Source organism: Paenibacillus xanthanilyticus (assembly GCF_042682185.1).
Classification (GTDB): Bacteria; Bacillota; Bacilli; order Paenibacillales; family Paenibacillaceae; genus Paenibacillus_Z; species Paenibacillus_Z xanthanilyticus.
In genome coordinates, this window is the sequence record NZ_JBHUHA010000002.1 from 2712000 (window position 1) to 2736893 (window position 24894).

At 60.8% G+C, this 24894-nt stretch carries 23 protein-coding genes and 1 riboswitch; of the genes, 7 read left to right on the plus strand and 16 right to left on the minus strand.

Annotated features, from left to right (window positions below):
* Window positions 1-82 precede the first annotated feature (82 nt).
* Complete coding sequence (locus tag ACFSKT_RS29350; protein WP_377719298.1) at window positions 83-2038, minus strand: GTP-binding protein; 1956 nt, start codon at window positions 2036-2038, stop codon at window positions 83-85.
* A 74-nt stretch (window positions 2039-2112) separates the two neighbouring features.
* Window positions 2113-2964, minus strand: a complete 852-nt coding sequence (locus ACFSKT_RS29355) for a DMT family transporter (RefSeq protein WP_377719299.1) — start codon at window positions 2962-2964, stop codon at window positions 2113-2115.
* Window positions 2965-3710: 746 nt separating this feature from the next.
* Here ACFSKT_RS29355 and ACFSKT_RS29360 point away from each other — a divergent pair.
* A complete protein-coding gene (locus ACFSKT_RS29360) occupies window positions 3711-4052 on the plus strand; it encodes a hypothetical protein (protein ID WP_377719300.1) in 342 nt (113 codons plus the stop codon).
* Between the two features lie 405 nt (window positions 4053-4457).
* The gene (locus tag ACFSKT_RS29365) at window positions 4458-4643 is read left to right on the plus strand and encodes a hypothetical protein (RefSeq protein WP_377719301.1); all 186 of its coding nucleotides are present in this window, start codon (window positions 4458-4460) and stop codon (window positions 4641-4643) included.
* 638 nt (window positions 4644-5281) lie between these two features.
* Here ACFSKT_RS29365 and ACFSKT_RS29370 read toward each other — a convergent pair.
* The 5 genes from ACFSKT_RS29370 to ACFSKT_RS29390 all read right to left on the minus strand — a co-directional run bounded on the left by ACFSKT_RS29370 (window position 5282) and on the right by ACFSKT_RS29390 (window position 9976).
* Window positions 5282-5998 (minus strand): DsbA family oxidoreductase, encoded by a 717-nt coding sequence (locus ACFSKT_RS29370; protein ID WP_377719302.1) that lies wholly within the window; start codon window positions 5996-5998, stop codon window positions 5282-5284.
* A 330-nt stretch (window positions 5999-6328) separates the two neighbouring features.
* Complete coding sequence (locus ACFSKT_RS29375; protein WP_377719303.1) at window positions 6329-7438, minus strand: MBL fold metallo-hydrolase; 1110 nt, start codon at window positions 7436-7438, stop codon at window positions 6329-6331.
* Window positions 7439-7441: 3 nt separating this feature from the next.
* Window positions 7442-8383, minus strand: coding sequence for an alpha/beta hydrolase (locus ACFSKT_RS29380; protein WP_377719304.1), 942 nt, complete (start codon window positions 8381-8383; stop codon window positions 7442-7444).
* A 177-nt stretch (window positions 8384-8560) separates the two neighbouring features.
* Window positions 8561-9307: a type I methionyl aminopeptidase gene (gene map, locus ACFSKT_RS29385; protein ID WP_377719305.1), complete on the minus strand. Its 747-nt coding sequence runs from the start codon at window positions 9305-9307 to the stop codon at window positions 8561-8563.
* Window positions 9308-9355: 48 nt separating this feature from the next.
* Window positions 9356-9976, minus strand: a complete 621-nt coding sequence (locus ACFSKT_RS29390; protein WP_377719306.1) for a TetR/AcrR family transcriptional regulator — start codon at window positions 9974-9976, stop codon at window positions 9356-9358.
* Window positions 9977-10193: 217 nt separating this feature from the next.
* On the opposite strand from ACFSKT_RS29390, the gene ACFSKT_RS29395 reads away from it, so the two are divergent.
* On the plus strand, window positions 10194-11396 hold the full coding sequence (locus ACFSKT_RS29395) for an MFS transporter (protein ID WP_377719307.1): 1203 nt from the start codon (window positions 10194-10196) through the stop codon (window positions 11394-11396).
* A gap of 133 nt (window positions 11397-11529) precedes the next feature.
* Here the strand turns inward: ACFSKT_RS29395 and ACFSKT_RS29400 are convergent, their stop codons facing one another.
* From ACFSKT_RS29400 to ACFSKT_RS29435, 8 genes are all read right to left on the minus strand, one after another.
* Window positions 11530-11814 carry a chorismate mutase gene (locus tag ACFSKT_RS29400; protein WP_377719308.1) on the minus strand — a complete coding sequence of 95 codons (285 nt, stop codon included), beginning with the start codon at window positions 11812-11814 and terminating at the stop codon, window positions 11530-11532.
* 140 nt (window positions 11815-11954) lie between these two features.
* Window positions 11955-12272, minus strand: coding sequence for an MGMT family protein (locus tag ACFSKT_RS29405; RefSeq protein ID WP_377719309.1), 318 nt, complete (start codon window positions 12270-12272; stop codon window positions 11955-11957).
* A 42-nt stretch (window positions 12273-12314) separates the two neighbouring features.
* The gene (locus ACFSKT_RS29410) at window positions 12315-12929 is read right to left on the minus strand and encodes a TVP38/TMEM64 family protein (protein ID WP_377719310.1); all 615 of its coding nucleotides are present in this window, start codon (window positions 12927-12929) and stop codon (window positions 12315-12317) included.
* A 204-nt stretch (window positions 12930-13133) separates the two neighbouring features.
* The gene (locus ACFSKT_RS29415) at window positions 13134-15194 is read right to left on the minus strand and encodes a catalase (protein WP_377719311.1); all 2061 of its coding nucleotides are present in this window, start codon (window positions 15192-15194) and stop codon (window positions 13134-13136) included.
* An 84-nt stretch (window positions 15195-15278) separates the two neighbouring features.
* A complete protein-coding gene (locus tag ACFSKT_RS29420; protein WP_377719312.1) occupies window positions 15279-15893 on the minus strand; it encodes a DNA-3-methyladenine glycosylase in 615 nt (204 codons plus the stop codon).
* 221 nt (window positions 15894-16114) lie between these two features.
* Window positions 16115-17416 (minus strand): nucleobase:cation symporter-2 family protein, encoded by a 1302-nt coding sequence (locus tag ACFSKT_RS29425; RefSeq protein ID WP_377719313.1) that lies wholly within the window; start codon window positions 17414-17416, stop codon window positions 16115-16117.
* 70 nt (window positions 17417-17486) lie between these two features.
* Complete coding sequence (locus ACFSKT_RS29430; RefSeq protein WP_377719314.1) at window positions 17487-18080, minus strand: xanthine phosphoribosyltransferase; 594 nt, start codon at window positions 18078-18080, stop codon at window positions 17487-17489.
* A gap of 181 nt (window positions 18081-18261) precedes the next feature.
* A riboswitch (purine riboswitch) is annotated at window positions 18262-18364 on the minus strand.
* Window positions 18365-18567: 203 nt separating this feature from the next.
* On the minus strand, window positions 18568-19128 hold the full coding sequence (locus tag ACFSKT_RS29435) for a pyridoxamine 5'-phosphate oxidase family protein (RefSeq protein ID WP_377719315.1): 561 nt from the start codon (window positions 19126-19128) through the stop codon (window positions 18568-18570).
* Window positions 19129-19310: 182 nt separating this feature from the next.
* Between ACFSKT_RS29435 and thrC the strand changes: the two genes are divergently transcribed.
* Together thrC and ACFSKT_RS29445 are read left to right on the plus strand one after the other, a co-directional pair.
* A complete protein-coding gene (gene thrC, locus ACFSKT_RS29440) occupies window positions 19311-20699 on the plus strand; it encodes a threonine synthase (protein ID WP_377719316.1) in 1389 nt (462 codons plus the stop codon).
* Window positions 20700-21394: 695 nt separating this feature from the next.
* On the plus strand, window positions 21395-22741 hold the full coding sequence (locus ACFSKT_RS29445) for a lytic polysaccharide monooxygenase (protein ID WP_377719317.1): 1347 nt from the start codon (window positions 21395-21397) through the stop codon (window positions 22739-22741).
* Window positions 22742-22842: 101 nt separating this feature from the next.
* On the opposite strand, the gene greA is transcribed toward ACFSKT_RS29445, so the two are convergent.
* A complete protein-coding gene (greA, locus tag ACFSKT_RS29450) occupies window positions 22843-23319 on the minus strand; it encodes a transcription elongation factor GreA (protein ID WP_377719318.1) in 477 nt (158 codons plus the stop codon).
* Window positions 23320-23561: 242 nt separating this feature from the next.
* On the opposite strand from greA, the gene ACFSKT_RS29455 reads away from it, so the two are divergent.
* Both ACFSKT_RS29455 and ACFSKT_RS29460 read left to right on the plus strand, forming a co-directional pair.
* Entirely contained in the window at window positions 23562-24185 is a 624-nt protein-coding gene (locus tag ACFSKT_RS29455; protein ID WP_377719319.1) for an acetate uptake transporter, read from the plus strand.
* A 143-nt stretch (window positions 24186-24328) separates the two neighbouring features.
* Window positions 24329-24841 (plus strand): hypothetical protein, encoded by a 513-nt coding sequence (locus ACFSKT_RS29460; protein ID WP_377719320.1) that lies wholly within the window; start codon window positions 24329-24331, stop codon window positions 24839-24841.
* Window positions 24842-24894: the final 53 nt, after the last annotated feature.

The window sequence follows — 24894 nt, forward strand, 5'->3', positions numbered from 1 at the left end:
GGGCGGAAGGGCATACCGCACAACAACAAAGCCAGGAGCGCGATTCGCGCCCCTGGCTTTGTTGTCGTTCATGCGCCTCTCCTCACACGTGCATATGAGCATCCGCCTCGTCCCATGGGACGGGGTAGCCTTGTCCTTTCGCGCAGAAGATCGACGTCGACGAATAGGCAGGATCGGCCTGTTTGTCGTACCCGCGACGCGCGATCACTTCTTCGGCATTATGGCACCGGTCATAGCCGGCGAACGCGAGCGCGAGCGTCCCTTTGCCCTGGGTGTAGGAGGCCAGCTCTTCGCCGTAGTGCATGAAGGTCGCCACCGGCACCCGTGCCGTTATGACGGCGTGCTCGTCGGTCGTCTCCGGCGGATCGAAGCGGCCGTGCGCCTGCTGCAGATCGGATAGCACCCGCCCGACCTGCGCGAGCGGCACTTTGATTTTGGCCGCGTAATAGGGCTCGAGCAGCACGTTGTCCGCCTTTTCCAGCCCCTGCCGCAGCGCCCGGAATGCCGCCTCCCGGAAGTCGCCGCCGCTCGTATGCTTGTTGTGGGCCTTGCCTTTGATCAGCGTCGCCTTGATATCCGTGACCGGCGAGCCGGTCAGCAGCCCGTGGTGGTCGCGCTCCAGGAGATGCTGCAGCACCAAGTGCTGGAATTGCGCGGGCAGCATGTCCGGGTGGCATTCGCTGGCGACCTGGAGCCCGCTTCCCCGCTCGCCCGGCTCCAGCCGGAGATGCACCTCGGCGTAATGGCCGAGCGGCTCAAAATGCCCCGCGCCCTTCACGGTATCCGCGATCGTCTCTTTGTACAAAATCTGCGGCGGTCCGAACGCGACCTCGAAGCCGAACCGCTCCCGGACCACCCGGCTCAACACATCCAGCTGGATCGAGCCCATCACCTGCAGCTGGATCTCCTGCAGCGTCTCCTCCCATTGCACCGCAAGCGACGGATCCTCGGCTTCGAGCAGGCGGAATGCCCGCAGCGCCTCCTTCGCCGGCACGCGGGGCGGCACGTCGGCCTTCGAGCGCATCGTCGGCTTGATCGCGTAGTCCGTCCGCTCCGCGTTCGCGCCAAGCCCATCGCCCGCCACGGCCGCCGACAGGCCGACCGCCGCGAACAGCTGCCCGGCGCGCACCTCCTCGACCGGCGTGAACTTCGTGCCATTGTAGAGACGCAGCGCCGTGATCTTCTCCGACGTCCGGCTTCCGCCCGGTCCCTGTCCGTAATCGAGCTCGTCCCGCACCCGCAGCCGGCCGCCGAGCGCCTTGGCGAACGTGATCCGCGTCCCGTTCGGGTCGTGGCGGATTTTGTACACTCGCCCGGCGAACGCGCGCTCGTCATCCCACCGCGCTTCGGTCAGAAGATCGAGCACGTCCAAAAATTCCCGCACGCCCTCATCTTGCAGCGCCGATCCGCTCATGCAGGGATAGAGGCGTCCTTCGCCAACCATGGTTCTCGCCGCCGCGAGCCAAGCCCCCGCGTCGAAATCTCCGGCCATGTAGCGCTCCAGCAGCGCTTCGTCCCGTTCCGCGAGGAATGCCGCCGGCTCCTCCGGCCATGAGCCTGTCGTCGGCACCTGTTCCAACAACAGCGCATCCGGCGACAGATCGCGCCGGATCTCCGCCAGGACGCGCTCGACGTCCGCGCCGGTCCGATCGGTCTTATTGATGAACAAGAAGACCGGCACGCCGTGGGACCGCAGCAGCCGCCACACCGTCTCCGTATGTCCCTGCACGCCCTCCACCGCGCTCAGCACGACGATCGCCGCATCCATGACGCTTACCGCGCGCTCCATCTCCGGCGAGAAGTCGGCATGCCCCGGCGTGTCGATCAGCGTATACGTCGTGCCCTTGTACGTCATGATCGCCTGATCGGCGAACACCGTGATGCCCCGTTCGCGCTCGATATCGTGACTGTCCAGGAACGCGTCCTTGTGATCGACGCGGCCGCGCTCCCGGATGCTTTTCGTATGGTAGAGAAACTGTTCGGCCAGCGTCGTCTTCCCGGCATCGACGTGCGCGAACATCCCGATTGTTTTGAACATCGCTTCCGCTTCCTTCCGTATCCGATCCTTGTCTTCCTCATATGACTCATCCGCTTCGCGCGCCTATCGCGCCGTTAGCCTCGATTCGCCGCGCGGGCCTCCCTGCTGCGGTTGCCGCCCGTCCCCTGCCGCGTCGTGACGTATACGCCCGCGAAGACGAGCAGGCCGCCGAGCACCTGCGCCACCGTGATTGATTGGCCCATCAGCACGCTGAGGATCGCCGTGAATACCGTAATGAGGTTTAAATAAATGCCGGCCCGGCTCGCCCCGATCTCCCGAATCGACGCATTCCAGAAAATGAACGAGCCGACCGACGGGAAGATGCCCATGTACAAAATGCCCGTTGCCGTCTCGCCGTTCACCTCGAAGTCGAATGCGCCGAAAGCAATCGCAAACGGCATAAGAAGCAGGAGCCCGAACAGCGCCGACACCGCCGTCGCCGCAATCGGCGGAATGGAAGCCGCGCGGCGACCGACGATGGAGTAGATCGACCAGACGAGGATCGCCAGCAGCATGAGCAGATCGCCTTCGTTGTAATCCAAATGCAGCAGCTGGCCGAGCTGTCCCTTCGTGAGCACGAGCAGCACGCCGAAGAGCGATAACAGCAGCCCTAAGCCATGCTTCGCCGTGATGCGCTCGCGCAGCACCAAGGCGGATAACAGCATGATCAGCGCGGGGTTCATCGCGTTGACGAGCGCCGCGTTCATCGAGGTCGTAAAGCGAAGCGCCTCATAGAGCAAGAAGTTGTAGCCGATAATGCCGAACACGGACATGACGAGCAGCAGCTTCCATTTTCGCAGTACCGCGCGCCAATCCGGCTTCTCAACTAACTGTGTGATCGGGAACAAAAAACAGACCGCCACGCACCACCGCGACACCGTCATCTGCAGCGGCGTCATACTCTCGACGATGGTTTTACCGAACACGTAATTACCGGCCCAGAACAGATTCGCGAGCACAAGGAACAGAAGAATGCGATACGATTTCAGCCCTTTCGCCCCATTTCGATATAAAGTGTGATTATATGCAAAATTAATATCCGAATCGTTGTCGAATACAAGGTTAATTCAATGCAATTTCGCGATAAAAGTCGTACTTGCCGAATCGCGCTCAATGGCGAGCAATCCCCGGTTAATAGGCAGGTCAAGTATAAGGGAAACATGGGGGAAGAGCAACGGTAAACAAGCCGGTGAATGGGGATCGACAGTTCCGAAAACAAGGAAGAAGTCGAGGCGTTTCAGCAAGACATGTTGTCATGCCGACAAGCAGCAAGGTATACGGAACGAACAGAAAAACAGCCATCTTCAGCTAAGTAAGCGGCTGAATCGAAATTTCGAAGTAAGCATGAAACCAAGCAGTCATCAGGTAGCGACGGCAGATCACAGTATTCGTCATTCGCATCCGATCGCATGCCGTCGGATCAACTGGTTTGCCGCTGAACCAAACCGTAAAATGAAAGAAAATGACGTTTCTTTCATGAAAAAGAGGGAGAGGATGTGAAAAACGAGGCGTTTCGGACCCGATTCGGCGGACCCGAGGATGCCGAGCGCTCCCTCACGGAAGCTCGCCCATATATAACCATTTCACCTTACATATAGGTTAAGAGCGTATAGATTCAAGAAATAGAACATTCAAGCTGTTGGTTCGTGTGAAATAGGAGGGACCGGCGTGGATGGTAACCGTAGAAAAGGCGATATCGGCGCCGATACTAACATTGCTCGCTATGTCCCGCCATAATGGTGAATTGATATTACGACTGGAGTATTACCGGTACAGCAACCTGGCGGCGATAAGCTTTCAAGCGAAATTGCCGCTGATATTCAAAGCAGATGTAAGCCGAAATCAAGGCGGATTGCCGGAATTGTGGCGCGAGCTCAAACGGCTGCATCGTGAGTTCGGGCGAAATTCGAAGTCCGCCGGTCGGCCATATCCATACACCTGCCAGATGGATCGTTATATGGAATGCTCGCAAACTCAACTACTTAAAATCCGTCATTACATAAGAAGCGAATAGACCGCAAATGAACGAATCCATGATGTGCAATAATCGGGCGACATCCGACATATACTGCACGAATGCCGATGGTTTAGAACGAATACCGTCGCATCGAACGGCTTCTGAACGAAGAAAATCGGTTAATGAAAGAAAATGACGTTTTTTTCATGAAAAAGAGGGAGAAGAGACGGTCAAACACCTCTCAAAATGCTAAATTGGATGTTGCTATGGCTGCCCGCTTCTCCCTCACCATTTTTGGTGGAATAATCAAGCAATTCAGAACAAAGTTGCACACGTCGTACCATGCCGGCCCGGCCTAGATCGATAACCTGCACAACAACCTTGGGGAATATCAGGATCACACCCCGCCCAGATTGAACGGTATGATGGAACGGCTAGAAATTGTCGCAACAGCGAAAGTCAATGACGATGACGATGTCGATGACGATTACGATTACGATTACGATTACGATTACGATCACAGCCAATCCGATTCCTGCAAGTACGACGAACTACACGAGCGCGAAGAACCAAGCGGCAATGGCGGCTAGCACGGCGGGAGTTCGGGCCAGTCGGCATTTGCAGCAAGTACCACGGATGCAAAAATAGCGGCTCATCCCTTGATGAGCCGATACCTACCGCATGCACCCTTATAACTCCCCGCTTATTAGTATTATGACTCCTATTCGTACGATTTCCCCTATGACTTCCATGCAAACCGTTCGGTGGTGCGTGCTCTCACCTATTCTGCTTCCTGAACAGATACCTCTTTACGGCAACCGACAACAATCATTCTGCGAATCGTGGTGATTAAAGAGGAACCCCGTCGCATCCTCCGACTTCTGAGCGAAGAACATCGCATGATGAAAGAAAATGACGTTTCTTTCATGAAAAAGAGGGAGAAGAGACGGTCAAACCCATGCTAAAATGCAAAATCGGAAGTTGGCAGCCTGACCCATGCTCCCTCGCAAGCAATCGTGGAAGCCGCTTCCATTGCAGCTAGCACGCGAGTGTGGACCCGTCGACAAGCGCAACACATAGGCACGAGCATGACAACCGGGGCGTCACGGACAGTCGTCACCTTGGCTGCGCCTCGCTTGCGGCGCATACGGCACTCTGTTAAGCCCGATAAGACGAACCAAAACGTTAAACGCGAAAAAGCGGCCCATCCACGATCAAACTCATAAAGATAACCATCCCTTCATGACCTTGATCATCGATGAGCCGCTTTTTGCCGCTTCTTGCTCTTACTTCACCGCGCACGAGCCGTCGTCGCACGCGTCCCCGCCTCCGGCATCGCCGGACGCATGGGTCTCATTTCCCGCCGATTGCCCCTCATCCCAAGCTTGCTGCAGCGCCCCGAGGAAGACATGGGCCGGCTGCGCGCCGGATACCCCGAACTTGCGGTCGATCACGTAGAACGGAACGCCGCGAATGCCGAGCCGCGCGCCCTCTTCTTCCTCTGCCCGCACCTCTTGCGCATACTGGCTGCCGGCCAGCACCGCCAATGCCGCTTCGCGATTCAACCCCGCTTCGGCCGCAATGTCGGCCAGCACCTCATGCTCGCCCAGATGGCGAGAATCGGTAAAATAGGCTTTGAACAGCAGCTCGGATACTTCGGTCCGCTTGCCGTGCGCTGCCGCGAAATGGCTCAGCCGATGCGCGTCGAACGTATTGGTCAGCACCATGTCGTCGAAGTTGAACGCCAGCCCTTCCGCCGCCGCCTGTTGACCGACGTTCTTGTTATTGGCGATCGCCTGCTCCCGGCTCATGCCGTATTTGAGAGCGAGCATCTGATGCACGTCGTGGTCGACCGATTTCGGCGAATTCGGATCGAGCTCGAAGCTGCGGTACACGACTTCCACCTCTTCGCGATGAGCGAAATCCGCCAATCCTTTCTCGAAACGTCGCTTGCCGATATAACAAAACGGACACATATAATCCGACCAAACCTCTACCCGCATGTCTCGTCACTCCAGTCTGTAGAAGCACCCGCTTCGCTTCCGCGGGTCCACGCTTCTTAGTCTCGTCTATTATATGCCGCTTTATTTTATAAAGCAATATACTATCCGTAACCTCTCATATACTGGCAAGCTTCACTCTGTTCCTGCTCGAGGGCGGCATTATGCTGAGCAGACTGGAGGGCAGCAATCGCCACAGGGAGACTAACACCGCCGCGTTCGCCGACTATTTGGGGCAGAACTGTTTGCGCCGCGATTCTTAGGAGGCGCGAAAGTCAAAGAAGACCGGCACGCTGGACGCGTACCGGTCTTCTCTCTCTTCGTTCAACGCTGCTATACCTGCCGCCACCACGGCTCCGTCGGGAAGGTGTCGCTACCGATCACGACGGCCTCCCCGATCCGCGGCGTAGCGATCGCAACGCCCTGCTTGCGTGCTTCCGCCGTGGCACGCTCCGCTGGATCGCGCCAGTCGTGCACGGACAGCGTGAACGCGCCCCAGTGGATCGGGATGAGCACGCCGCCCTGCGCGTCCCGATGCGCCTGCACCGTTTCCTCCGGCATCATATGAATGTTCGACCATCGCTCGTCATACTGGCCGCATTCCATCAAGGTCAAGGCGAACGGACCGTACTTGTCCCCGATCTCCCGGAAGTGCGGGCCGTATCCGCTGTCGCCGCTGAAGAACACCCGCGTACCGCCGCCCTCGATGACCCACGAGCACCACAGCGTCGAGTTCCGTCCCGCCAGCCCGCGGCCGGAGAAATGGCGGGCCGGCGCGCTGACCAGCTTCAGGCCCTCGAACTCGCCCTCCTCCCACCAGCTGAACTCCTGGATCGCGGACGGATCGACGCCCCACCGAACGAGATGCTTCCCGACGCCGAGCGGCACGAAGAACCGGCGCACCTTGCCCTTCAGCTGCATAATCGTGCCGTAATCGAGGTGATCGTAGTGATCGTGCGACAGCACCACGGCGTCGATCTGCGGCAGCGCCTCGATCCGGACCGGCAGCCGCTTGCTGTACCGCTTGCCTCCGATCGCGGGGAACGGCGACGGCGCGCGGCCGAGCATCGGATCGAGCAGCAGCGTCTTGCCGCCCAGCTCCAGCAGCATCGCGGAGTGGCCGAACCACGTGACGCGGTTCGCCGTTTCCGAGGCAGGCTCCGCCTTCTCCCAATCGACCACCTCCAGCGGCTTGGCCGGCTTGCGTCCCGGCTGCCGCCAGCTGAAGTCGCGGAAGACGGACAGCATCGTCCGCATGTCCATCCGCATATCGGTCGGAATGGCGTTCACGAATTTTCCTTTTTTATAGAACGGGGTAATGCTCGCATGTCGGATGCGTTCCTCGCTTGTCGGCCGTGCGCCGAACGTCGGGTAGAACGTCAGCATCGACCAAATCCCCACCGACACCAGCAGCAGGAAGGTAATAATGATCCATACCGTCATAGGCTAGCTCCCTTGCGCAACGTAATGTTCAATGAATGAAGCCACTTCCGTCCGATAGCGTTCCGGATCGGCGAATTCCGCATACCCGTGACCGGCGTTCGGCACGATGTAAATCCGTTTGTCTGCGGGGCAGCTCTCGTACAGCCGGTACACCATGTCGGTCGGCACGAACCGGTCGGCATCCCCGTGAATGAACAGAATCGGCGTACGGGATTTGCGCACTTGGGCAAGCGCCGAGGCTTCTCCGAAGAAATAGCCGGCCCTAAGCTTCGTCAGCAGGCTCGTCACATGCAGCAGCGGGAAGACCGGCAGCTTATACATCCGACGCAGCTGGTACGACAGCTCGTCCTTCACCGACGTGTAGCCGCAATCCGCGACGATCGCGCGCACGTTGCCCGGCAGCCGCTCGCCGCTCGTCATCATGACGGTGGCCGCGCCCATGGAGACCCCGTGAAGCACGATCCGTGCATCTTCCCCATGCTGCTCCAGGACGCGCTCGATCCACTGGGCGTAATCTTTGCGCTCCGGCCAACCGAAGCCGATATAGGCCCCGCCGCTGCCCCCGTGTCCGCGCGCATCCGGTACCAAGATATTATAGCCAAGCTTCTCCCAATAAAGCCGCGCTTTGCCGCCCATTTGCGAAGCTTGCCCGGAATAACCGTGCGCGACGATCGCCGTCTTGTTCGTCGGCGCCTTCGCCTTCAGGTAGAACGCGCGCAGACGAATGCCGTCATGCGAGACGATCTCCCACAGCTCGAAAGGCTGCCGGCTCCACCACGCCGCGTTCGCGGCGCTCGCCTCCCGCGCGCCCGGCTCCATCGCCAAGCCCGGATCGGCGTCCAGAAAATCCTTCTTCGCGCGCTTGATCGCTTTTCCGTAGAAATATAAGCTGCTCCCCGACAAGCCGGCCAGCACGACCAGCGCCACCCCTATGACCGTCCACATGAACGCCTGCTTCCTCTCTTCTCCTAGGGTCCCGTCGCATTCGCCGCCTTGAAGCCGGAGACGCCCGCGGGCTCTGTTGTCATCGACTATACACCAATTCGGGCGTGGTTGTTAAGGGATGCCAGCGAAAAGCCCGCCCTCTTCCGTAGGAAGAAAGCGGGCCTGGCGTCCCCGGTATTATTGCTGGGTCAAAATGAGCGGGCCTTCGGGCAATATCGCGATCGTGTGCTCGTACTGCGCCGACAACCCGCCGTCCTTCGTCCGGGCGGTCCATCCGTCCGCGTCCAGCTTGCTCTGCCACGTGCCGGTATTGAGCATCGGCTCGATCGTGATGACCATGCCTTCCTTCAGACGCGGACCTTTGCCGGCCGGTCCGTAATGCGGCACCTGCGGCTCCTCGTGCATATCCTGGCCGATGCCGTGACCGACGAATTCCTTCACGACGCCATAGCCGAAGCCTTCGGCATACGTCTGAATCGCGTGGGCGATGTCGCCGATCCGGTTGCCGACGACCGCTTGCTCGATGCCTTTGTACAGCGAATCCTTCGTGACGTCGAGCAGCTGCCGCGCTTCCGGCTTCACGTTGCCCACGGCGTACGACCAGGCGGAATCGGCCAGCCAGCCGTTCAGATTGACGACCATGTCGATCGTGACGATATCGCCGTCCTCGAGGGGACGATCGTTCGGGAAGCCGTGGCAGATGACGTCGTTGACCGACGCGCAGGTCGCGAACTGGTAGCCGTTATAGCCTTTCTGCTCCGGCGTCGCGCCGTGTTTGAGCATATACTGCTCGGCGAAGCGGTCGATCGCGTTCGGCGTAATGCCCGGGCGGATCATCCCGGCGATCTCGCGGTGAATGGCTGCCAGAAGCTGGCCGGCCTTATGCATCATCTCGATTTGTTCGCGTGTCTTAAGAATAATCATATCGGTTCACCTAATTTCCCTTCTCGTGTCTGATCTTGCCGGAGCCCTTTAGGCCCGCATGCCGTTCATGAGGACGGACACCACGTCGGCTGCCCAAGCCTCGCTCCCCCGCTCCGGGTTCACGTCGCTTCGGATGTAAGCGTTAGCCGCGCCGACGAGCGCGCCGACGAACGTTTGGAACAGCGTTTGCGCGCTTGCGCTGGCCAGCTCCCCAAGCCGAATACCTTCCTCTATCGTATGCAGCACGGGCTGAAGCAGTTTGTCGCGGAACTCGCGCAGCAGCCGCTGCGGGTCTTGGATCGGCAGCGGCTCCGCGTAGTGGAACGCGTACAGGTACAGGATAAAATGGATCGGTTCCCGCGCCCAATCGGAGAGGCTGTCCCGCGCATATGCCGCCAGCCGCTCGGCCGGCCGAAGCTCGGGTCTCATCGCGGCCGCGACGATGCCCGCGCCGGCTTGCAGCGCTTCGGCGAACAGCTCCTCCAGCAGCTCTACTTTGCCGTTGTAGTAGTGGTACACCGTGCCGCGCCCCAGCCCGGCTTTCTCCGCGATGTCGCCCATCTCCATGCGCATGCCCTTCTCCAGCAGCAGCTCGGCCGCCGTGTGCCGGATTTGGTTCAGACGCTGCTGCCGGATCGCTTCATTTTGCTCCTTCGTCCGGGGACACATCGAATCACCTCTTATTTTGACCTTCTGACATGTCGGTCAAAAACTTACGTTTCAGTATACCCGCTTCCGCCGCGTTTTACAACCGACAAGCACTCCAAATCCGCACTCGCGGGGCGTCGGTCAAAATCGAACAAAGATTGAACAAGATCGTGACAGCGCCTTCAACGGAAATCCATTACAATGGGAGGAACAACTCGCGCATACAAAGGAGCTCATCATGAACAAGCTGATTGCCATAGGCTGTCTCTCGTATTTCCTGATCGGACTGGCTCACGTCGTCCTCGGCTCCGTCCTGCCTGTCGCGCTCGATCATTACGATCGGCCGTACAGCGCCGGCGGCATGCTCATCTTCACCCAATTCGCCGGCTTCCTGGTCGGGGTGCTGCTTACGCCGGCGCTCAGCCGCCGGCTCGGCAAGAAAGGCCTTCTCCTCGTCGCGCTCGGTCTGCTGACCGCTTCCGAGCTGCTCTATACGTTCCTCCCGCCATGGGAGTGGATGTACGCGATCGCCGTCTGCGCCGGCTTCGGCTTCGGCACGATCGAGGCGGTCATCGGCACGATCATTATCTCCGCGGTTACGCATCAGACCGCCGTCGCCATGAGCCGGCTGGAGGTATTCTTCGGCGTCGGCGCGCTCCTCATGCCGCTGGCGGCGAGCGTCTTGATCGCGGCGGAGCAGTGGCGCTACACGTTCCTGCTTATCGCGCTGTTCGCCCTCGTTACATACACACTGTGGGCGCGCGGCTCCTTCGGCGCGCTCGACGCGGCGCTGCGCCGCCAGGAGGATGCGGCTGCCGCGAGCGGCGGCAGGCGATCCGGTCCTCTCTACGCCGGCCGCAATCTCGGCATCTTGGTCTTATTCCTGCTGTTCTTCTTCGTCTATGTCGGCATGGAGATGAGCCTCGCGAACTTCCTGCCGGTCATGCTGATCGAGAAGCTCGGTCTGAACGAATCGGCCGCCGCGCTCAGCGTGACGTGCTTCTGGGTCGCGATGACGATCGGACGGCTGTTCGCCGGGCACGTCGCCGAGCGGTTCCATTATCGCAATTACGTGCTGCTCAGCTCGCTCGCGGCGCTGCTGTTCCTGATTCTGTTCCCGGGCGCGAGCGCGGCATGGTCGGCGTTCGCGCTCATCCTGCTGCTCGGCTTCGCCCTGTCGGGGCTGTTCTCCATCGCGCTCGTCTTCTCGAGCAAGCTGCTGCCGGGCACGGAGGAATCGACGCCGAGTCTCATGATCGCCTCCGGCGGCGTCGGCGGCGCGCTGCTGCCGCTGCTGACCGGCTGGATGCTCGACGAGGTCGGGGCGACGGCATCGGCTTGGCTGTTCGCCGCGCTGGCGGCGCTCTTGGTCGTCATTAGCCTGATCGCCTACGGGCTGCAGCAGAACGAAACAACACGCGAGACGCCTTCTTACCGGTAGGCGGGGAGCTCCTCGCCTACGAGATAACCGCGGCGCGAACGAATGAATCGGCCCGACAAAAAAAAGGGAAACCTCGGCCATACAGCCAGGTTTCCCTTTTTGGTGTTCAATTGATCCGATTGGCCCGATCGCTTTAGACGCTGGCCTGCAGCTCCCGGTGGCGGGCGATCGCCAGGTCCATGATCAGCCGATAGATTTGCGACGCTCGCTCCGGCTCCAGGCCGTATTGGCTCGCCAGCGCCGTTATTTTGCGGAATTGCTGCGCTTCCCGTTCCGGGTCCTGCGCGTGCAAGCCGTGCTTTGCTTTGTATTCGCCGACCGTCTCGGTTAATTTATACCGCTCGGCCAGCAGGGCGATAATTTCCCGGTCGAGTTTGTCAATGCCCGCTCGCAGTTCGTTCAGTTCAAGCCGTTCCATCAGCCGCCTCGTCCTTTCCATGAATCCGTCGTCGAGTTGCTTCTTTGCTTTTAAGCTTTTATGCAATGAAGCATTTACGGATACTATACCATAGGCCCGGAATGGCTGTAAATAAGCGGGGGCGGCCGCTCCCCGCCCGCTCAGATCCCCGGGTCCGGTTCGTGCCGGTATTTCGCCAGATCGATGCGCCCGTCCGCGTCGACCTCGACGCCTTCGCTCTCCAGGTACATCATCTGCTTCATCCGCCCTTCATCCTCCTGGAGGGCGATCTCTCCTTTGCTGTTCACGACCCGATGCCACGGCAGCCGGTGCGCCTTCGTCTGCGTGTGCAATATCCGCACCACCTGCCGCGCGCCTCTCGGGCTGCCCGCCGACGCCGCGACCTGGCCATAGGTCATGACGCGTCCTTCCGGTATGCGCTTGATAATCTCGACGACTTCCCGGGTAAAAGGCTGCATGCTCGTCCCTCCGCTTCCGCTATCGTATTTCTCGTCCTCGCGCTATGCCGCTCGCCGCTGCCACAACCGATAGGCGCCGAGCATACAGACGAGGAACGCGCCGTAGATCAGGACGACGAGAACCACCCCCGACGGCTCCGTCATCGCCCGATCGCCGAGCAGCGCGAACAGCAGCATGGACGGTATTTTGCCGAGCGCCGAGGCCGCCGCGTAGACGGACAGTCTCACCTGACTCAACGCCGCGTAGGCATTCGCGAGCACCGAAGGGACGAACGGAATCAGCCGGGCGAACAAGATCGCCAGGAATGCATTGCGCTCGAACAGGACGGTAAGCTTCCCGGCTCGTCCATGTCGCCTTAGCACCCGCTCTCCCCATTCCCGGTACACGCGCCGCACGAGTATGAACATGATCATCGACGCGAGCCAAGAGCCGATCCATGTCAATAGGCCGCCCAGCGCCGGGCCGTAGGCCGCGCCCAGAACACCTCCGACGATCGGGTAAGGCAGCACCGGGAACAGCGCGAACAACACGGCCATTCCGACTGCCAGCGGCCAACTCGCCGAGCCGTGCAGCCACGCCAGAATGGCCTCGCCCTCCCGATATAGCAGCAGCGCCGCCGCGAGGTAGAGGAGCGCCGCCGTTATTTTGATCGCCATCGCCGCAAGCCGTCCTCTCCATACAAGATGCTCTCATCCTACCATATTCGGAGGATCGGCGCTCCAGCCGCCGGCATGGCAAAGCCCTCGGCTCCGCCGTAGCGGCGCCGAGGGCTGGATAACGCAAGGCTAGCGCGTCTAGCCGCGGAAGCCTATTCAAGATGGGGTGAAGCTGCCACAATTCCGGGGCTGCGGCCTCGGACGTTAGGCCAACACGCGGTCCCAGTTGCGGTGCTTCGCGATCGCCTCGATGAACGCCGGCACGAAGGCGGTCAGATGGCCGGCCGCCGTCAGCACGCCCGGCCCTCCTTCGATGCCCGCGGCCGGGAACAGCGCCGCGCCCGCTTCGGAAGCGCCGATCGTCTTGTAGTGCATGAACGCCTCGCGCAGAAACTCGGCGGCGTCCTTCTCCGCCTTCGGCGATGTCCAGCTGCCGCCGGCCGCGTACAGCGCGTCGAACAGCACCGCGTGCGCCGTCTGGAACGTGTGCTTAATCTCCAGCTCCACGCCGTCCGTGCCGGCCGCCTTACCCAGCTTGTCGCTGATGAGCTCCGGTTGAATGCCGGCCGCCGCCAGCTCGTGCAGCACCGTTTGCACCTCCAAGCCGGCGAAGCCGCCGCCGATAATCACCCCGACCTTGCGCGTATCCGGCAGCATCGCCGTATTCAACTGGCTGAGCGCCGGAGATACCTTCGTCCGCTCCTCGATCGGCGCGACCGGCTGCGGCTGCTCGGCGCCAATGTTCGCGGCGAACGCGGCCGCGAGCTCTACGCTCACGTTCGCGAACATATCGACGACCTGCTGGCGCACCGATCTGCTCTGCACCTTGCCCAGCTCGAAGCTGAACGCGTCGATAATATGCTGCTTCTCCGGCAGGCTCATGCTGTTCCAGAACAGCGACGCTTGCGAGAAATGATCCTTGAAGCTTTCGCTGCGAGCGCGAATCTTATGCCCTTCCACCCGCTCCTGGTAATGCGCGTAGCCGCCTTCGGCCTCGGAAGCCGGCGCCGGCGTGTTGCCCGCCAGCGAGTTCTTGTGATACGCCACCTGGCCGCGGTTGATCGTCTGGCGGCCGTAGCCGTCGCGCTGGTTGTTGAAGAACGGGCAGACCGGACGGTTGATCGGCAGCTCGTGGAAGTTCGGCCCGCCGAGACGGATGAGCTGCGTATCCGTGTACGAGAAGAGCCGCCCCTGCAGCAGCGGATCGTTCGAGAAATCGATGCCCGGCACGACGTGGCCCGGATGGAAGGCCACCTGCTCGGTCTCCGCGAACACGTTGTCCACGTTGCGGTTCAGCGTCATTTTGCCGATGCGCTTCACCGGCACGTCCTCTTCCGGCCAAATTTTCGTCGGATCGAGGATATCGAAGTCGAACTTGAACTCGTCCTCCTCCGGCAGCAGCTGCACGCCAAGCTCATATTCCGGATAATTGCCGGCTTCGATCGACTCCCACAGGTCGCGGCGGTGGAAGTCGGGGTCTTTGCCCGAGATCTTCTGCGCTTCGTCCCACACGAGCGAGTGAACGCCGAGCACCGGCTTCCAATGGAACTTCACGAACGTCGCCCGTCCCTGCTCGTTCACCAGCCGGAACGTATGGACGCCGAACCCTTCCATCATCCGGAAGCTGCGCGGAATAGCGCGGTCGGACATCGCCCACATGACCATATGCGCCGACTCCTGGTTATTGGCGACGAAGTCCCAGAACGTGTCGTGGGCGCTCGCGGCCTGCGGCATCTCGTGGTGCGGCTCCGGCTTCAGCGCGTGGACCAAGTCCGGGAACTTGATCGCATCCTGAATGAAGAACACCGGGATGTTGTTGCCGACCAGATCGTAGTTGCCCTCTTCCGTATAAAATTTCGTCGCGAATCCGCGCGCGTCCCGCACCGTCTCCGCGGAGCCTCGCGAGCCCGCGACCGTCGAGAAGCGGACGAACGTCGGCGTCACGCGCGACGGATCGGTCAGAAACTTCGCCTTCGTGTAGGTCTTCATGGAATCGTCGTATACTTGAAACTCGCCATGGGCGGCGAATCCGCGCGCGTGCACGATCCGCTCGGGAATGCGCTCATGGTCGAAGTGGGTCATTTTCTCCCGGAAGTGGAAATCCTCGAGCAGCGTCGGGCCGCGCTCGCCGATCTTCAGCGAGAACTCGTCCTCCGATACTTTCAACCCTTGATTCGTCGTCAGTTTCTGACCCGCGTCGTCGACGCGGAACTGATCCAGCTGCAGGTCTTTGCGGTTGCGGCTTGCATTTGGCGTTTCGCTCATTCGTTATTCCCTCCCGGTTAGGTTCAACAGTTCCCTAACTAGTACCCGGACAACTCCAGCGCCAAACGCCGAGCGCGATCGAATTCAACCCGGCGCCGTCCGCGATCGGCGCGGTCCCGAGACGCACGGGTTGCCCGCTTCCCAGAAGCGCCACGGATAATCTCTCGCTTCGCCGCTATTGGGAATACCGATTCGCGGGCCAGAGACGATCTCCGCCGGCTCGCGCCCTTCCGCGATATAGAGCGGCGGCTCGGTTAGCGGCAGGCCGTAATCCGCCGGCGTAATGCCGAGCGCCTTCGTCAGTTTGCCCGGCCCGCTCGCCAGCTCGCTCACCTGCTTCACCGGCCCCCGGCGGCTGATCATCAGCCCGATGCCTTCGAACGGTTCGAGCGCCCGAATGAGCACGGCCTCCGGATTCCCCTCGCCACCGCTTACCACGTTAACCAGACAATGCCTGTGCATGACGTAAGTATAGGCATGGCCCGATGGTCCGAACATGACCTCGGTGCGGGCCGTGCGCCGATGATTGTAGCTGTGCGCCGCGCGATCCATCGGTCCGATATACGCTTCCGTCTCGACGATCCATCCCGCGGCGGTCCCCTCCGGCGTCTCCTTCACCAGCCGCTTGCCGAGCAGCGCCCGCGCCAGTTCCAGCGTCGGCTGCTCGTAGAAGCTGGCATGCAGCGGTTCGAATGTCATACGGCGTTCCTCCTTTCCTTACCGGGCGACCGCGCAGCTCGTCGCCGCAGCGGTCGCCCGCAATGGCCGCCCGATCGCGGCCACTCTTATTTACCCCGAGGATAGATTACCCTGACGCTCTTCTCCGGATTCTTTCGCTTCCCTGCGGCCGAATAGGGCTGCGGGGACGACAAAAAAGCGCCTCCCGCCGGATTCCGGCAAGAGACGCTTGCATGCAAAGGTTATGCGGCTTGCGGCCGCTCGGCGTCCGCGGACGCCTGCGCTTTCTTCGACAGCAGCAGATTGAGGGCGATCGCCGTGATCGAACCGGAGACGATGCCGTTCTGCAGCAGCATCTTCGCGAAGTCCGGCAGCTGGTCGAACATCGCCGGCACCGTCGCCGACCCGAGGCCGACCGCGACGCTCGCCGCGACGATGAGCAGGTTGTTGTCCTTGCGCAGATCGACCTCGGACAGAATCGAGATGCCCGACACCGCGACGGAGCCGAACATGACGATCATCGCGCCGCCGAGCACCGCGCTTGGGATGACGGTCGTCAGCGCGGCCAGCTTCGGCAGCAGGCCCAGGAGGACCATGAAGCCGCCGGCGGCAAAGATGACGTCGCGCGTCTTCACCTTCGTCAGCGTGATCAGGCCGACGTTCTGCGAGAACGCCGTATACGGGAACGCGTTGAAGACGCCCCCGAGCATGATCGCGAGGCCCTCCGAGCGCAGCCCGTTCACGATCTGCTTCTGCTCGACCTTCTGCTCCGTCGCCCGGCCGACCGCGAAGTACACGCCCGTCGACTCGACCATGCTGACGATGTTCACGATAATCATCGTGATGACCGCCGTGATCGCGAATTCCGGCGCCCCGAAGTAGAACGGCTTGGCCACGCTCACGACGGCCGCGTCCGATACGGCGCCGAAGTGGACCATGTCCATGAAATAGCCGACGACGGTGCCGACGACGAGACCGACGAGGACCGAGATCGCCTTCACAAACCCTTTGGCGAACCGGCTCACGGCCAAGATGACGACCAGCGTAATCAGCGCGAGCAGCAGGTTGCGGGGCGCGCCGAAGTCCGGGCTGCCTTGTCCGCCCGCGGCGTTGTTCATCGCGACCGGAATGAGCGAGAGGCCGATGATCGTGACGACCGAGCCGGTGACGATCGTCGGGAAGAACTTGAGCATTTTGCCATACAGCGGCGCGGCGAGCACCACGAATAATCCGGATAGAATGATAGCTCCGTATGCGGTAGCCAAATTCGACGTCGACGCGATCGTAATGATCGGCCCGACGGCCGTGAACGTACAGCCGAGAATAACCGGCAGTCCGCTGCCGAAGAACCGCGTGCCCATGACCTGCAGGATCGTGGCCAGGCCGCAGGTGAACAGGTCGGCCGCGACCAGGTACGCCATCTGCGTCTCGTTCAGATTCAGCGCCCCGCCGACGATCAGCGGCACGGCGATGGCGCCGGCGTACATCGCCAGCAGATGCTGGATGCCCAGCGTCATGACTTTACGTTTGCTTAACGCGCTCATGGATTGTTGCCCCTTAGATGTTGGATTTAGAGTTGGTCGAGAATGGCGTGCAGGCGCCTCGGCAGATCCGCTAGACGCGCGCCAGCTCCTCGTCTTCGATGAAGTCGACGTGCCCCGGGGACATCGACGCGATCCGCGCGAGCGAATGCACCTGGACGCCCTTCGCCTCCAGCAGCCCGCGGCCTTCCTGGAAGCTCTTCTCGATGACGCAGCCGACGCCCGCAAGCGTCGCCCCCGATTCGCGCACGATATCGACAAGGCCGACGAGCGCCGCGCCCGTGGCCAAGAAGTCGTCCACGATCAGCACGTTGTCGTCCGGTCCGAGGTATTTCTGCGAAATGCTCACCTGATACGTCTCCTGCCGCGTGAACGAATGAACCGGCGCCGAGTAGACGCTCTCCGACAGCGTGACGGCTTTCTTCTTCTTCGCATAGACGAACGGCACGTCCAGCGCGATGCCGGCCGCCATCGCGAACTGGATGCCGCTCGCTTCGATCGTCAGCACCTTCGTGATCGTCTTGCCCGCGAAAATCCGCTTGAATTCTTGGCCGATCGCCAGCGCCAGCTTCGTGTCCACCTGATGGTTGAGGAAGGAGTCCACCTTCAGCACCGTGTCCGATAAAATCAGGCCCTCTTGGCGTATCCGTTCTTGAAGTTCTTTCATCTGTGCCGTATCGCTCCCTTGGTCGAAAATAAAAAAGGACAGCTTCGCTTGAGAGAGTCGTATCTCAAGTGAAGGCTGTCCTCCAGGTTCTCCTGTGGCCTGTACGCTATTCGCGGCGTACGGCGGTCCGCATGCGCCGATTCGCACGGCAAACGGAAGTTTGCCGCCCTTAGCGGTTCGCGCGCGCCGCGCTTTCACTCATAGTCGGATGATTGCAGTGGTATCCGGTAGAAACTTATGGGCCATATCCCCATGATTATACGAGCGGGTATGAAATTATTTGTATATCTTACACGCTATGTGGGCTTGTTTCAATAGTCAAGGTGTCGATTTTGCGAGAATACATATGGAAGTATAACAAAATTTTCTATTTCATTTTATTATTTGGATTTTGGTCTCATGCGAATCTCTTTCATAGAAGGATGCCGCCGCGCCAGCCAAGACGCGAGACGCGAGACGCACGCCGCGGGCGCTAGCGGCTTGCCGGCTAAGACTCCATGCGCAATCCCATCGGCGTCGGCAGCCCGTCGAGACTCACTTTGTTTTTCTGCGCCCAATACTCGTTCAAGCCCTGCTCGCCCTTCTGCTCGCTCCACCGCCGCAGCGTGTCCCGGTCTCGCTCGTACGCCATGAACGGCACCGCGAACCCGCACGACGTCTGCACCAGCTCGACGTCCACGACGACGATTTGGCGCGCGCCCGCAAGCGGCGGGAAGAGCGGATAGAGCGAATCCCACTCCGCCGTGCCCGGCAGATGGACGCTCCCTCGTCCGTAAAGGCGCATAATGTTCGGCGGCCCCTCGAACGCGCAGAACATGATGGTGATCCGCCCGTTCTCCAGCACATGCGCGCTCGTCTCGTTGCCGCTGCCGGTCATGTCCAAGTACGCGACCCGGTTCGGGCCAAGAATGCGGAGCGCGTCGTGCCCCTTCGGCGACAGGTTGACATGCCCGTCCGCCGCCAGCGGCGCCGAGGCGACGAAGAACAGATGCTGCTTGCGGATAAATGCTTCATGCTCCGGCAGCATGGATGCGAATTGCTTGCCCATAGTAAGACCCTCCTTATTGATGGAGCGCTTCAGGCGCGCCACGTCTTCTCTCCACAGTAACCCTTATCGCGCCCCCTGCCAATAAATACCTGATAGTGACTGGGAAAATTTTAATCAGGGTTAGGCACGAGGCGGTTTTTTTGTTAAAATGATTGAAAATTCACTCGCATAAGGGGACTACTATGAAGTACATCAGCACAAGGGGACAAGTCGCCCCGATCGGCTTCATCGACGCCATTCTCATGGGCCTGGCAGACGACGGCGGCCTGCTCGTGCCGACCGAACTGCCGAAGTTGTCCGCAGAGACGCTCGCCGCGTGGCAGAAGCTTTCTTATCCGGAGCTTGCGCTCGAGCTGTTCACGCTGTTCGCGAACGACGAAATTCCGCGCGGGGAGCTGAAGCAGCTCGTCGACGCCAGCTACGCCACGTTCCGCGACGCGCACGTCACGCCGGTGCGCCGCATCCATGACGGCTTGCACGTGCTCGAGTTGTTCCACGGCCCGACGTTCGCCTTCAAGGACATCGCGCTGCAGTTCCTTGGCAACCTGTACGGCTATATCGCGAAGCAGCGGGACGCGACCATCCATATTCTCGGCGCGACCTCCGGCGACACCGGCGCTTCGGCGATCGAAGGGGTCCGCGGCAAGGAAGGCATCCGCATCTGCATCCTCCACCCGCACGGCAAAGTGAGCCGCGTGCAGGAGCTCCAGATGACGACGATCGCCGACGACAACGTGCTCAATCTGGCGGTGGAAGGCACGTTCGACGACTGCCAGCGCATCATCAAGGAGCTGTTCGCCGACGTCGAGTTCAAGCACCAATACCATCTGCGCGCGATCAACTCGATCAACATCGCCCGCATTCTGGCGCAGACGGTGTACTACTTCTACGCGTACTTCCGCCTTGCGGACGAAGGACAGGCCGGCGCGGTCAACTTCAGCGTACCGACGGGCAACTTCGGCGACATCTTCGCCGGGTACCTCGCCAAGCAGATGGGACTGCCGGTCGGCAAGCTCATCCTGGCGACGAACGAGAACAACATCCTCGAACGCTTCGTGCGCGAGGGCGTCTACCAGCCGGGCGAATTCCGCGGCACGTACAGCCCATCGATGGACATTCAAGTTGCAAGCAACTTCGAGCGGTACTTGTATTATCTGTGCGGCGGGGACGCGGCGGCCGTAGCCTCGTACATGAACGCGTTCAAGCAAGAAGGGCGCATCGTCATCGAAGGCGAGAAGCTCGCGCAGGTGCAGGCGGATTTCGCCGCTTACGGCGTGCGCAACGACGAGTGCCTCGATGCGATCGGCGGCTACTACGATCAATACGGCTACCTGCTCGATCCGCATACCGCCTGCGGCGTCGCGGCGACGGACGCGGTCGCGGGCGAAGGCGAAGTGACGATCGCATTGTCCACCGCCCACCCGGCCAAGTTCAACGAGGCGATCGAGCTTCGCGGCATTACGCAGTCATATCCCGAGCAAATTCAAGCGCTGTTCGACAAGCCGCAGTCGCAGACCGTCGTGGACGGCACGAACGATGCGGTGAAGAGCGAGCTGTTGAAGTTTTTCTAGAACAACGTCGCACGACCGATTGCCGGCACCGTTGCAATCCGGCTAGCCGGCCGGCATGAGCAAGCCCCGAACGTCCGCTAGCGCGGCGCTTCGGGGCTTTTTTGGCATGGCTGCTCAGAGCCGTATGGAACGCAAGAAAGGGATTCTCCGCCTGAGCGCGAGGCGCTCCTCCGCGTCCGAGATGCCGGGGCCAACCGGACCTGAACCCCAGGACCATCGCCGGAGCCCCTTTCGTCGTTTGACGACCCATGACGACAGCTTACACCATTCGCGGCGGGAGCGGACGTATGTCACGCGCTCGCTTGCGCCGGCTTTGGGGGAGGGACTACAAAACAGCAGCCCGCGGACTATTGCTGATAATTTACATAAAATGTATAGTATGGATTGGATTCAGAACCTTGCCAATCTTATTCCATCTTCTATTTACCGCCGCTTGCTCGCCTAGCGTCCATACGCTTTTTCTCTGGAATGTAACCGCTTACCTCAGTGTCCGTCTATACGCGCCCCTTTGGTATAAGCTCCTTGCGAGTTTATATACATGCTTGCCGAGAAAGGAGCTGATCGACCGCGCATGTCCATCGAACGGCCAACCGGGCGTCCCGACCGCGTCCGGCACGATTCCGCCGTTCGCCGATTACGGCTTCTTGCATGCATCATGCAAGCCGATCGTTCACACGACAAAGGAGGAATGAATCATGTCTACGCTTCGTTTATCCGTCGCATCGTCCCCTCGCCTGCTGCTTACCGCCGGCCTGATGCTGGCCATGGCCGCCGCCGTGCTGCTCTTATTCGGAGGCAAAGCTTCCGCCCACGGGTATGTCGACAATCCGTCCAGCCGGGCGGCGCTGTGCGCCAGCGGCGTCAACAAGAACTGCGGCCTGATTATTTATGAGCCGTACAGCCTCGAAGCTTATAAGGGCTTCCCGGCCGCCGGTCCGGCAGATGGCAAAATCGCCAGCGCCAACGGCCTTTTCGCCCCGCTCGATCAGCAAACCGCCACGCGCTGGTCAAAGGTGAACGTGAGCGCCGGCCCGACGACGTTCCATTGGAACATTAAGGTGCCCCACGCCACGTCGAGCTGGAAATACTACATCACCAAGCAGGATTGGGATCCGAATTCCCCGCTGACGCGCGCGCAGTTCAACCTGACCCCGTTCTGCAGCGTCGCGTACAACGGCACCCAGCCGGGCAACTCCTACTCCGATACGTGCAACATTCCGGTCCGCACCGGCTACCAGGTCATCCTGGCCGTATGGGAAATCGCCGATACGCAGAACGCGTTCTACCAAGTGATCGACGTGAATTTCGGCGGCAATAACGATACCGCCGCGCCTAGCGCGCCGACCGGCGCGAGCGCGTCGAACATCGGCGCGACGTACGCGACCATCTCCTGGACGGCGTCGACCGACAATGTCGGCGTAACCGGCTACCGCCTCTATAACGGCACGACCCAAATCGCGGCGACGAGCGGGGCCACAAGCGCTGCGCTGTCGGGTCTGGCAGCCAATACGAGCTACGCGATTACCGTCAAAGCCGTCGATGCCGCCGGCAACCTGTCCGCCGCCAGCAATGCGGCGACGTTCACGACGCCGGTCGTCTCCGGCCCGGATACGACGGCGCCGACCACGCCTAGCGCCCTGCACGTCATGGGTACGACGACCGCGACGAGCGTGCCGCTCATGTGGGGCGCATCCTCGGACAACGTCGGCGTGACGGGCTATCAAATATACCAAGGCACGACGTTAATCGCGACCGTATCCGGCACGACGACCAGCTACACGGCCACCGGTTTGACCGGCAGCACCACCTACGCGTTCACGGTCAAAGCCGTCGATGCGGCAGGCAACGTCTCCGCGGCCAGCAACAGCCTGAGCGTGACGACGCCGGCTCCGCAGACGACGTATCCGGCCTGGAACTCGTCCACCGCCTATGTCGGCGGCAGCAAAGTGACGCATAACGGCGTCAACTATGAAGCCAAATGGTGGACGCAAGGCGAAGTGCCGGGCTCGGCCGGCGCGACGGTATGGAAGGTGATCCCGTAGTTCACGTCGCAACCGTAAGCAGCATTGCGTTCTTCGCAGATGCCAAAAAGAGGACTGCCGCAGCCTGCGGCGTCCTCTTTTTTAGCCTATCGCGAATGGCACTAGATCCGAATCTCCAGCACCTCGTATTGAATGATGCCCATCGGCGCCGAGACGCTCACGACATCGCCGACCGACTTGTTGATCAGCTCCTTGCCGAGCGGACTCTCGTACGAGATCCGGTTCTCCAGCACATCGGCTTCGGCGGGACCGACGATTTGGTACTCGACCTTCTCGTCGAATTCCTTATCGTGCAGCACGACGGTCGAACCAATCTGTACCGAGGACGCGCTCAAGCTGTCGGCATCGACGATGCGCGCCTTCGTGATCATTTTCTCCAAAATCTGAATGCGGGTCTCCATATGCGCCTGATCATCCTTGGCGGAATGGTATTCGCTGTTCTCCTTCAAGTCGCCATAGCTGATCGCCAGCTTGATCCGAGCGGCCAGCTCCCGGCGTCCGACGACCTTCAGCTCCTCCAGCTCCGCCTCCAGCTTCGCGAGGCCCTCGCGCGTTAATACCACTTCTTCGTTCGCCATTGCGGTTCCATTCCTTTCATTTTGCTTCCATCTTCCCATTGTACCCCATATCGCGCTCCCGTAGCTTCCTTTGCCAAAATAAATCGGCACCCGCGCGCGGCTCAAAATTCCCCTATCTCGGAGCGAGGACGCGTGATACAATTAACAGTCTGTGTGCCTATTGACAGGGTATACTAACCATCACCAGACCGGTTACGCCTTTCGGCGACCGGCGGAAGACACATTATTGGAGGCTGTTTGATTTGCAGAAAGAAGCTGCTACACCAACACCAATCAAAATCACGAATGCGGATCCGAGCGCGCTCGGCCTATTCGGTCTGGCCATCGTTACGCTGGTCGCTTCGTCGCAGAAGCTCGGCATCACGACCGGTCTCAGCTACGCCGTCCCGTGGGCCGTATTTCTCGGCGCATGCGCGCAGCTGTTCGCTTGCGTGCAGGACTCCAAGCGCAATAATACGTTCGGCACGACCGCGTTCGGCGCGTATGCCTTCTTCTGGTTCGCCATGGCATCGAACTGGCTGATCAAGCTCGGCGTATTCGGCGAGACGCTGGCCGCCGGCGTGGAGCCGAAGCAGTTGGGCTTCGCTTTCGCCGGCTATCTGGTCTTTACGCTATTCATGACGATCGGCGCCACGGAGACGAACAAAGTGCTGTTCTATATCTTCGTCCTGATCGATTTTCTATTCCTCGGCCTGACGATGGACGCCTTCGGCGTGATGGCGGACTTCTTCCATGCCATCGCAGCTTACGCCGAGCTTGGCATCGGCATCCTGTCGCTGTACGGCGCCGGCGCGTCCGTGTTGAACGCGCATTTCGGCCGCGCGTTCCTGCCGATCGGCGCGCCCATGGGCATTTTCAAGAAATAAGGCGGCGCATCGCGCTTTATCAGGAAATCGCTCGAAGAAATCGGTCTCCAGCCCGATCTTGCTGCTATACTTCGGCCGGAAGACGCTCCTGCGGGGCCATGCTATGCTTAGGTTATAAAAGCCCAACATAAGGAGTGTTCGACATGTCCGTGAATCGCAACGCTATTCTCGGCCCGCTTCTCATCCTGCTCGGCCTATTCCTGTTCTTCCGGGGGCAGGTCGACTGGGGTACGGGTACGATCTTCGAGTATTTCTGGCCAACGCTGTTCGTCATCCCGACCGGCCTGTTCATGCACTGGCTGTACTTCGGCCTCCTGCAGCGCCGCGGCGTCGGCGTGCTCGTGCCGGGAGGCATCCTGCTGACCGTCGGCGCGGTCTGTCAATTGGCCACGCTGTTCGACAGCTGGCACATCATGTGGCCGGGCTTCCTGCTCGCGCCTGCCGTCGGTCTGTTCGAGCTGTATTGGTTCGGCGGCCGCAACAAGTGGCTGCTCATCCCGATCAACATTCTGGCCGTGCTGTCGGCGCTGTTCTTCGCCGTCTTCTCGGTCGGCGCGCTGCTCGGCACCGTCATGGGCGGCCAGCCGATGATCGCCGGCGCGCTCATCGTCGCGGGCGGCCTGGTGTTCTTGACGCGCAAGCGCGGGCACCATTAAGAAGGGATAGGCGCGCCGCGGGGGCGGCGCGCGCGATCTTCGCCGTTCATGCG

Bases quoted from the DNA above. Each gene is read 5' to 3' on its own strand.
- ACFSKT_RS29350 (WP_377719298.1), bottom strand. From the start codon at position 2,038: ATGTTCAAAACAATCGGGATGTTCGCGCACGTCGATGCCGGGAAGACG.
- ACFSKT_RS29360 (WP_377719300.1), top strand. From the start codon at position 3,711: ATGGTAACCGTAGAAAAGGCGATATCGGCGCCGATACTAACATTGCTC.
- ACFSKT_RS29365 (WP_377719301.1), top strand. From the start codon at position 4,458: ATGACGATGACGATGTCGATGACGATTACGATTACGATTACGATTACG.
- ACFSKT_RS29370 (WP_377719302.1), bottom strand. From the start codon at position 5,998: ATGCGGGTAGAGGTTTGGTCGGATTATATGTGTCCGTTTTGTTATATC.
- ACFSKT_RS29375 (WP_377719303.1), bottom strand. From the start codon at position 7,438: ATGACGGTATGGATCATTATTACCTTCCTGCTGCTGGTGTCGGTGGGG.
- ACFSKT_RS29380 (WP_377719304.1), bottom strand. From the start codon at position 8,383: ATGTGGACGGTCATAGGGGTGGCGCTGGTCGTGCTGGCCGGCTTGTCG.
- map (WP_377719305.1), bottom strand. From the start codon at position 9,307: ATGATTATTCTTAAGACACGCGAACAAATCGAGATGATGCATAAGGCC.
- ACFSKT_RS29390 (WP_377719306.1), bottom strand. From the start codon at position 9,976: ATGTGTCCCCGGACGAAGGAGCAAAATGAAGCGATCCGGCAGCAGCGT.
- ACFSKT_RS29395 (WP_377719307.1), top strand. From the start codon at position 10,194: ATGAACAAGCTGATTGCCATAGGCTGTCTCTCGTATTTCCTGATCGGA.
- ACFSKT_RS29400 (WP_377719308.1), bottom strand. From the start codon at position 11,814: ATGGAACGGCTTGAACTGAACGAACTGCGAGCGGGCATTGACAAACTC.
- ACFSKT_RS29405 (WP_377719309.1), bottom strand. From the start codon at position 12,272: ATGCAGCCTTTTACCCGGGAAGTCGTCGAGATTATCAAGCGCATACCG.
- ACFSKT_RS29410 (WP_377719310.1), bottom strand. From the start codon at position 12,929: ATGGCGATCAAAATAACGGCGGCGCTCCTCTACCTCGCGGCGGCGCTG.
- ACFSKT_RS29415 (WP_377719311.1), bottom strand. From the start codon at position 15,194: ATGAGCGAAACGCCAAATGCAAGCCGCAACCGCAAAGACCTGCAGCTG.
- ACFSKT_RS29420 (WP_377719312.1), bottom strand. From the start codon at position 15,893: ATGACATTCGAACCGCTGCATGCCAGCTTCTACGAGCAGCCGACGCTG.
- ACFSKT_RS29425 (WP_377719313.1), bottom strand. From the start codon at position 17,416: ATGAGCGCGTTAAGCAAACGTAAAGTCATGACGCTGGGCATCCAGCAT.
- ACFSKT_RS29430 (WP_377719314.1), bottom strand. From the start codon at position 18,080: ATGAAAGAACTTCAAGAACGGATACGCCAAGAGGGCCTGATTTTATCG.
- ACFSKT_RS29435 (WP_377719315.1), bottom strand. From the start codon at position 19,128: ATGGGCAAGCAATTCGCATCCATGCTGCCGGAGCATGAAGCATTTATC.
- thrC (WP_377719316.1), top strand. From the start codon at position 19,311: ATGAAGTACATCAGCACAAGGGGACAAGTCGCCCCGATCGGCTTCATC.
- ACFSKT_RS29445 (WP_377719317.1), top strand. From the start codon at position 21,395: ATGTCTACGCTTCGTTTATCCGTCGCATCGTCCCCTCGCCTGCTGCTT.
- greA (WP_377719318.1), bottom strand. From the start codon at position 23,319: ATGGCGAACGAAGAAGTGGTATTAACGCGCGAGGGCCTCGCGAAGCTG.
- ACFSKT_RS29460 (WP_377719320.1), top strand. From the start codon at position 24,329: ATGTCCGTGAATCGCAACGCTATTCTCGGCCCGCTTCTCATCCTGCTC.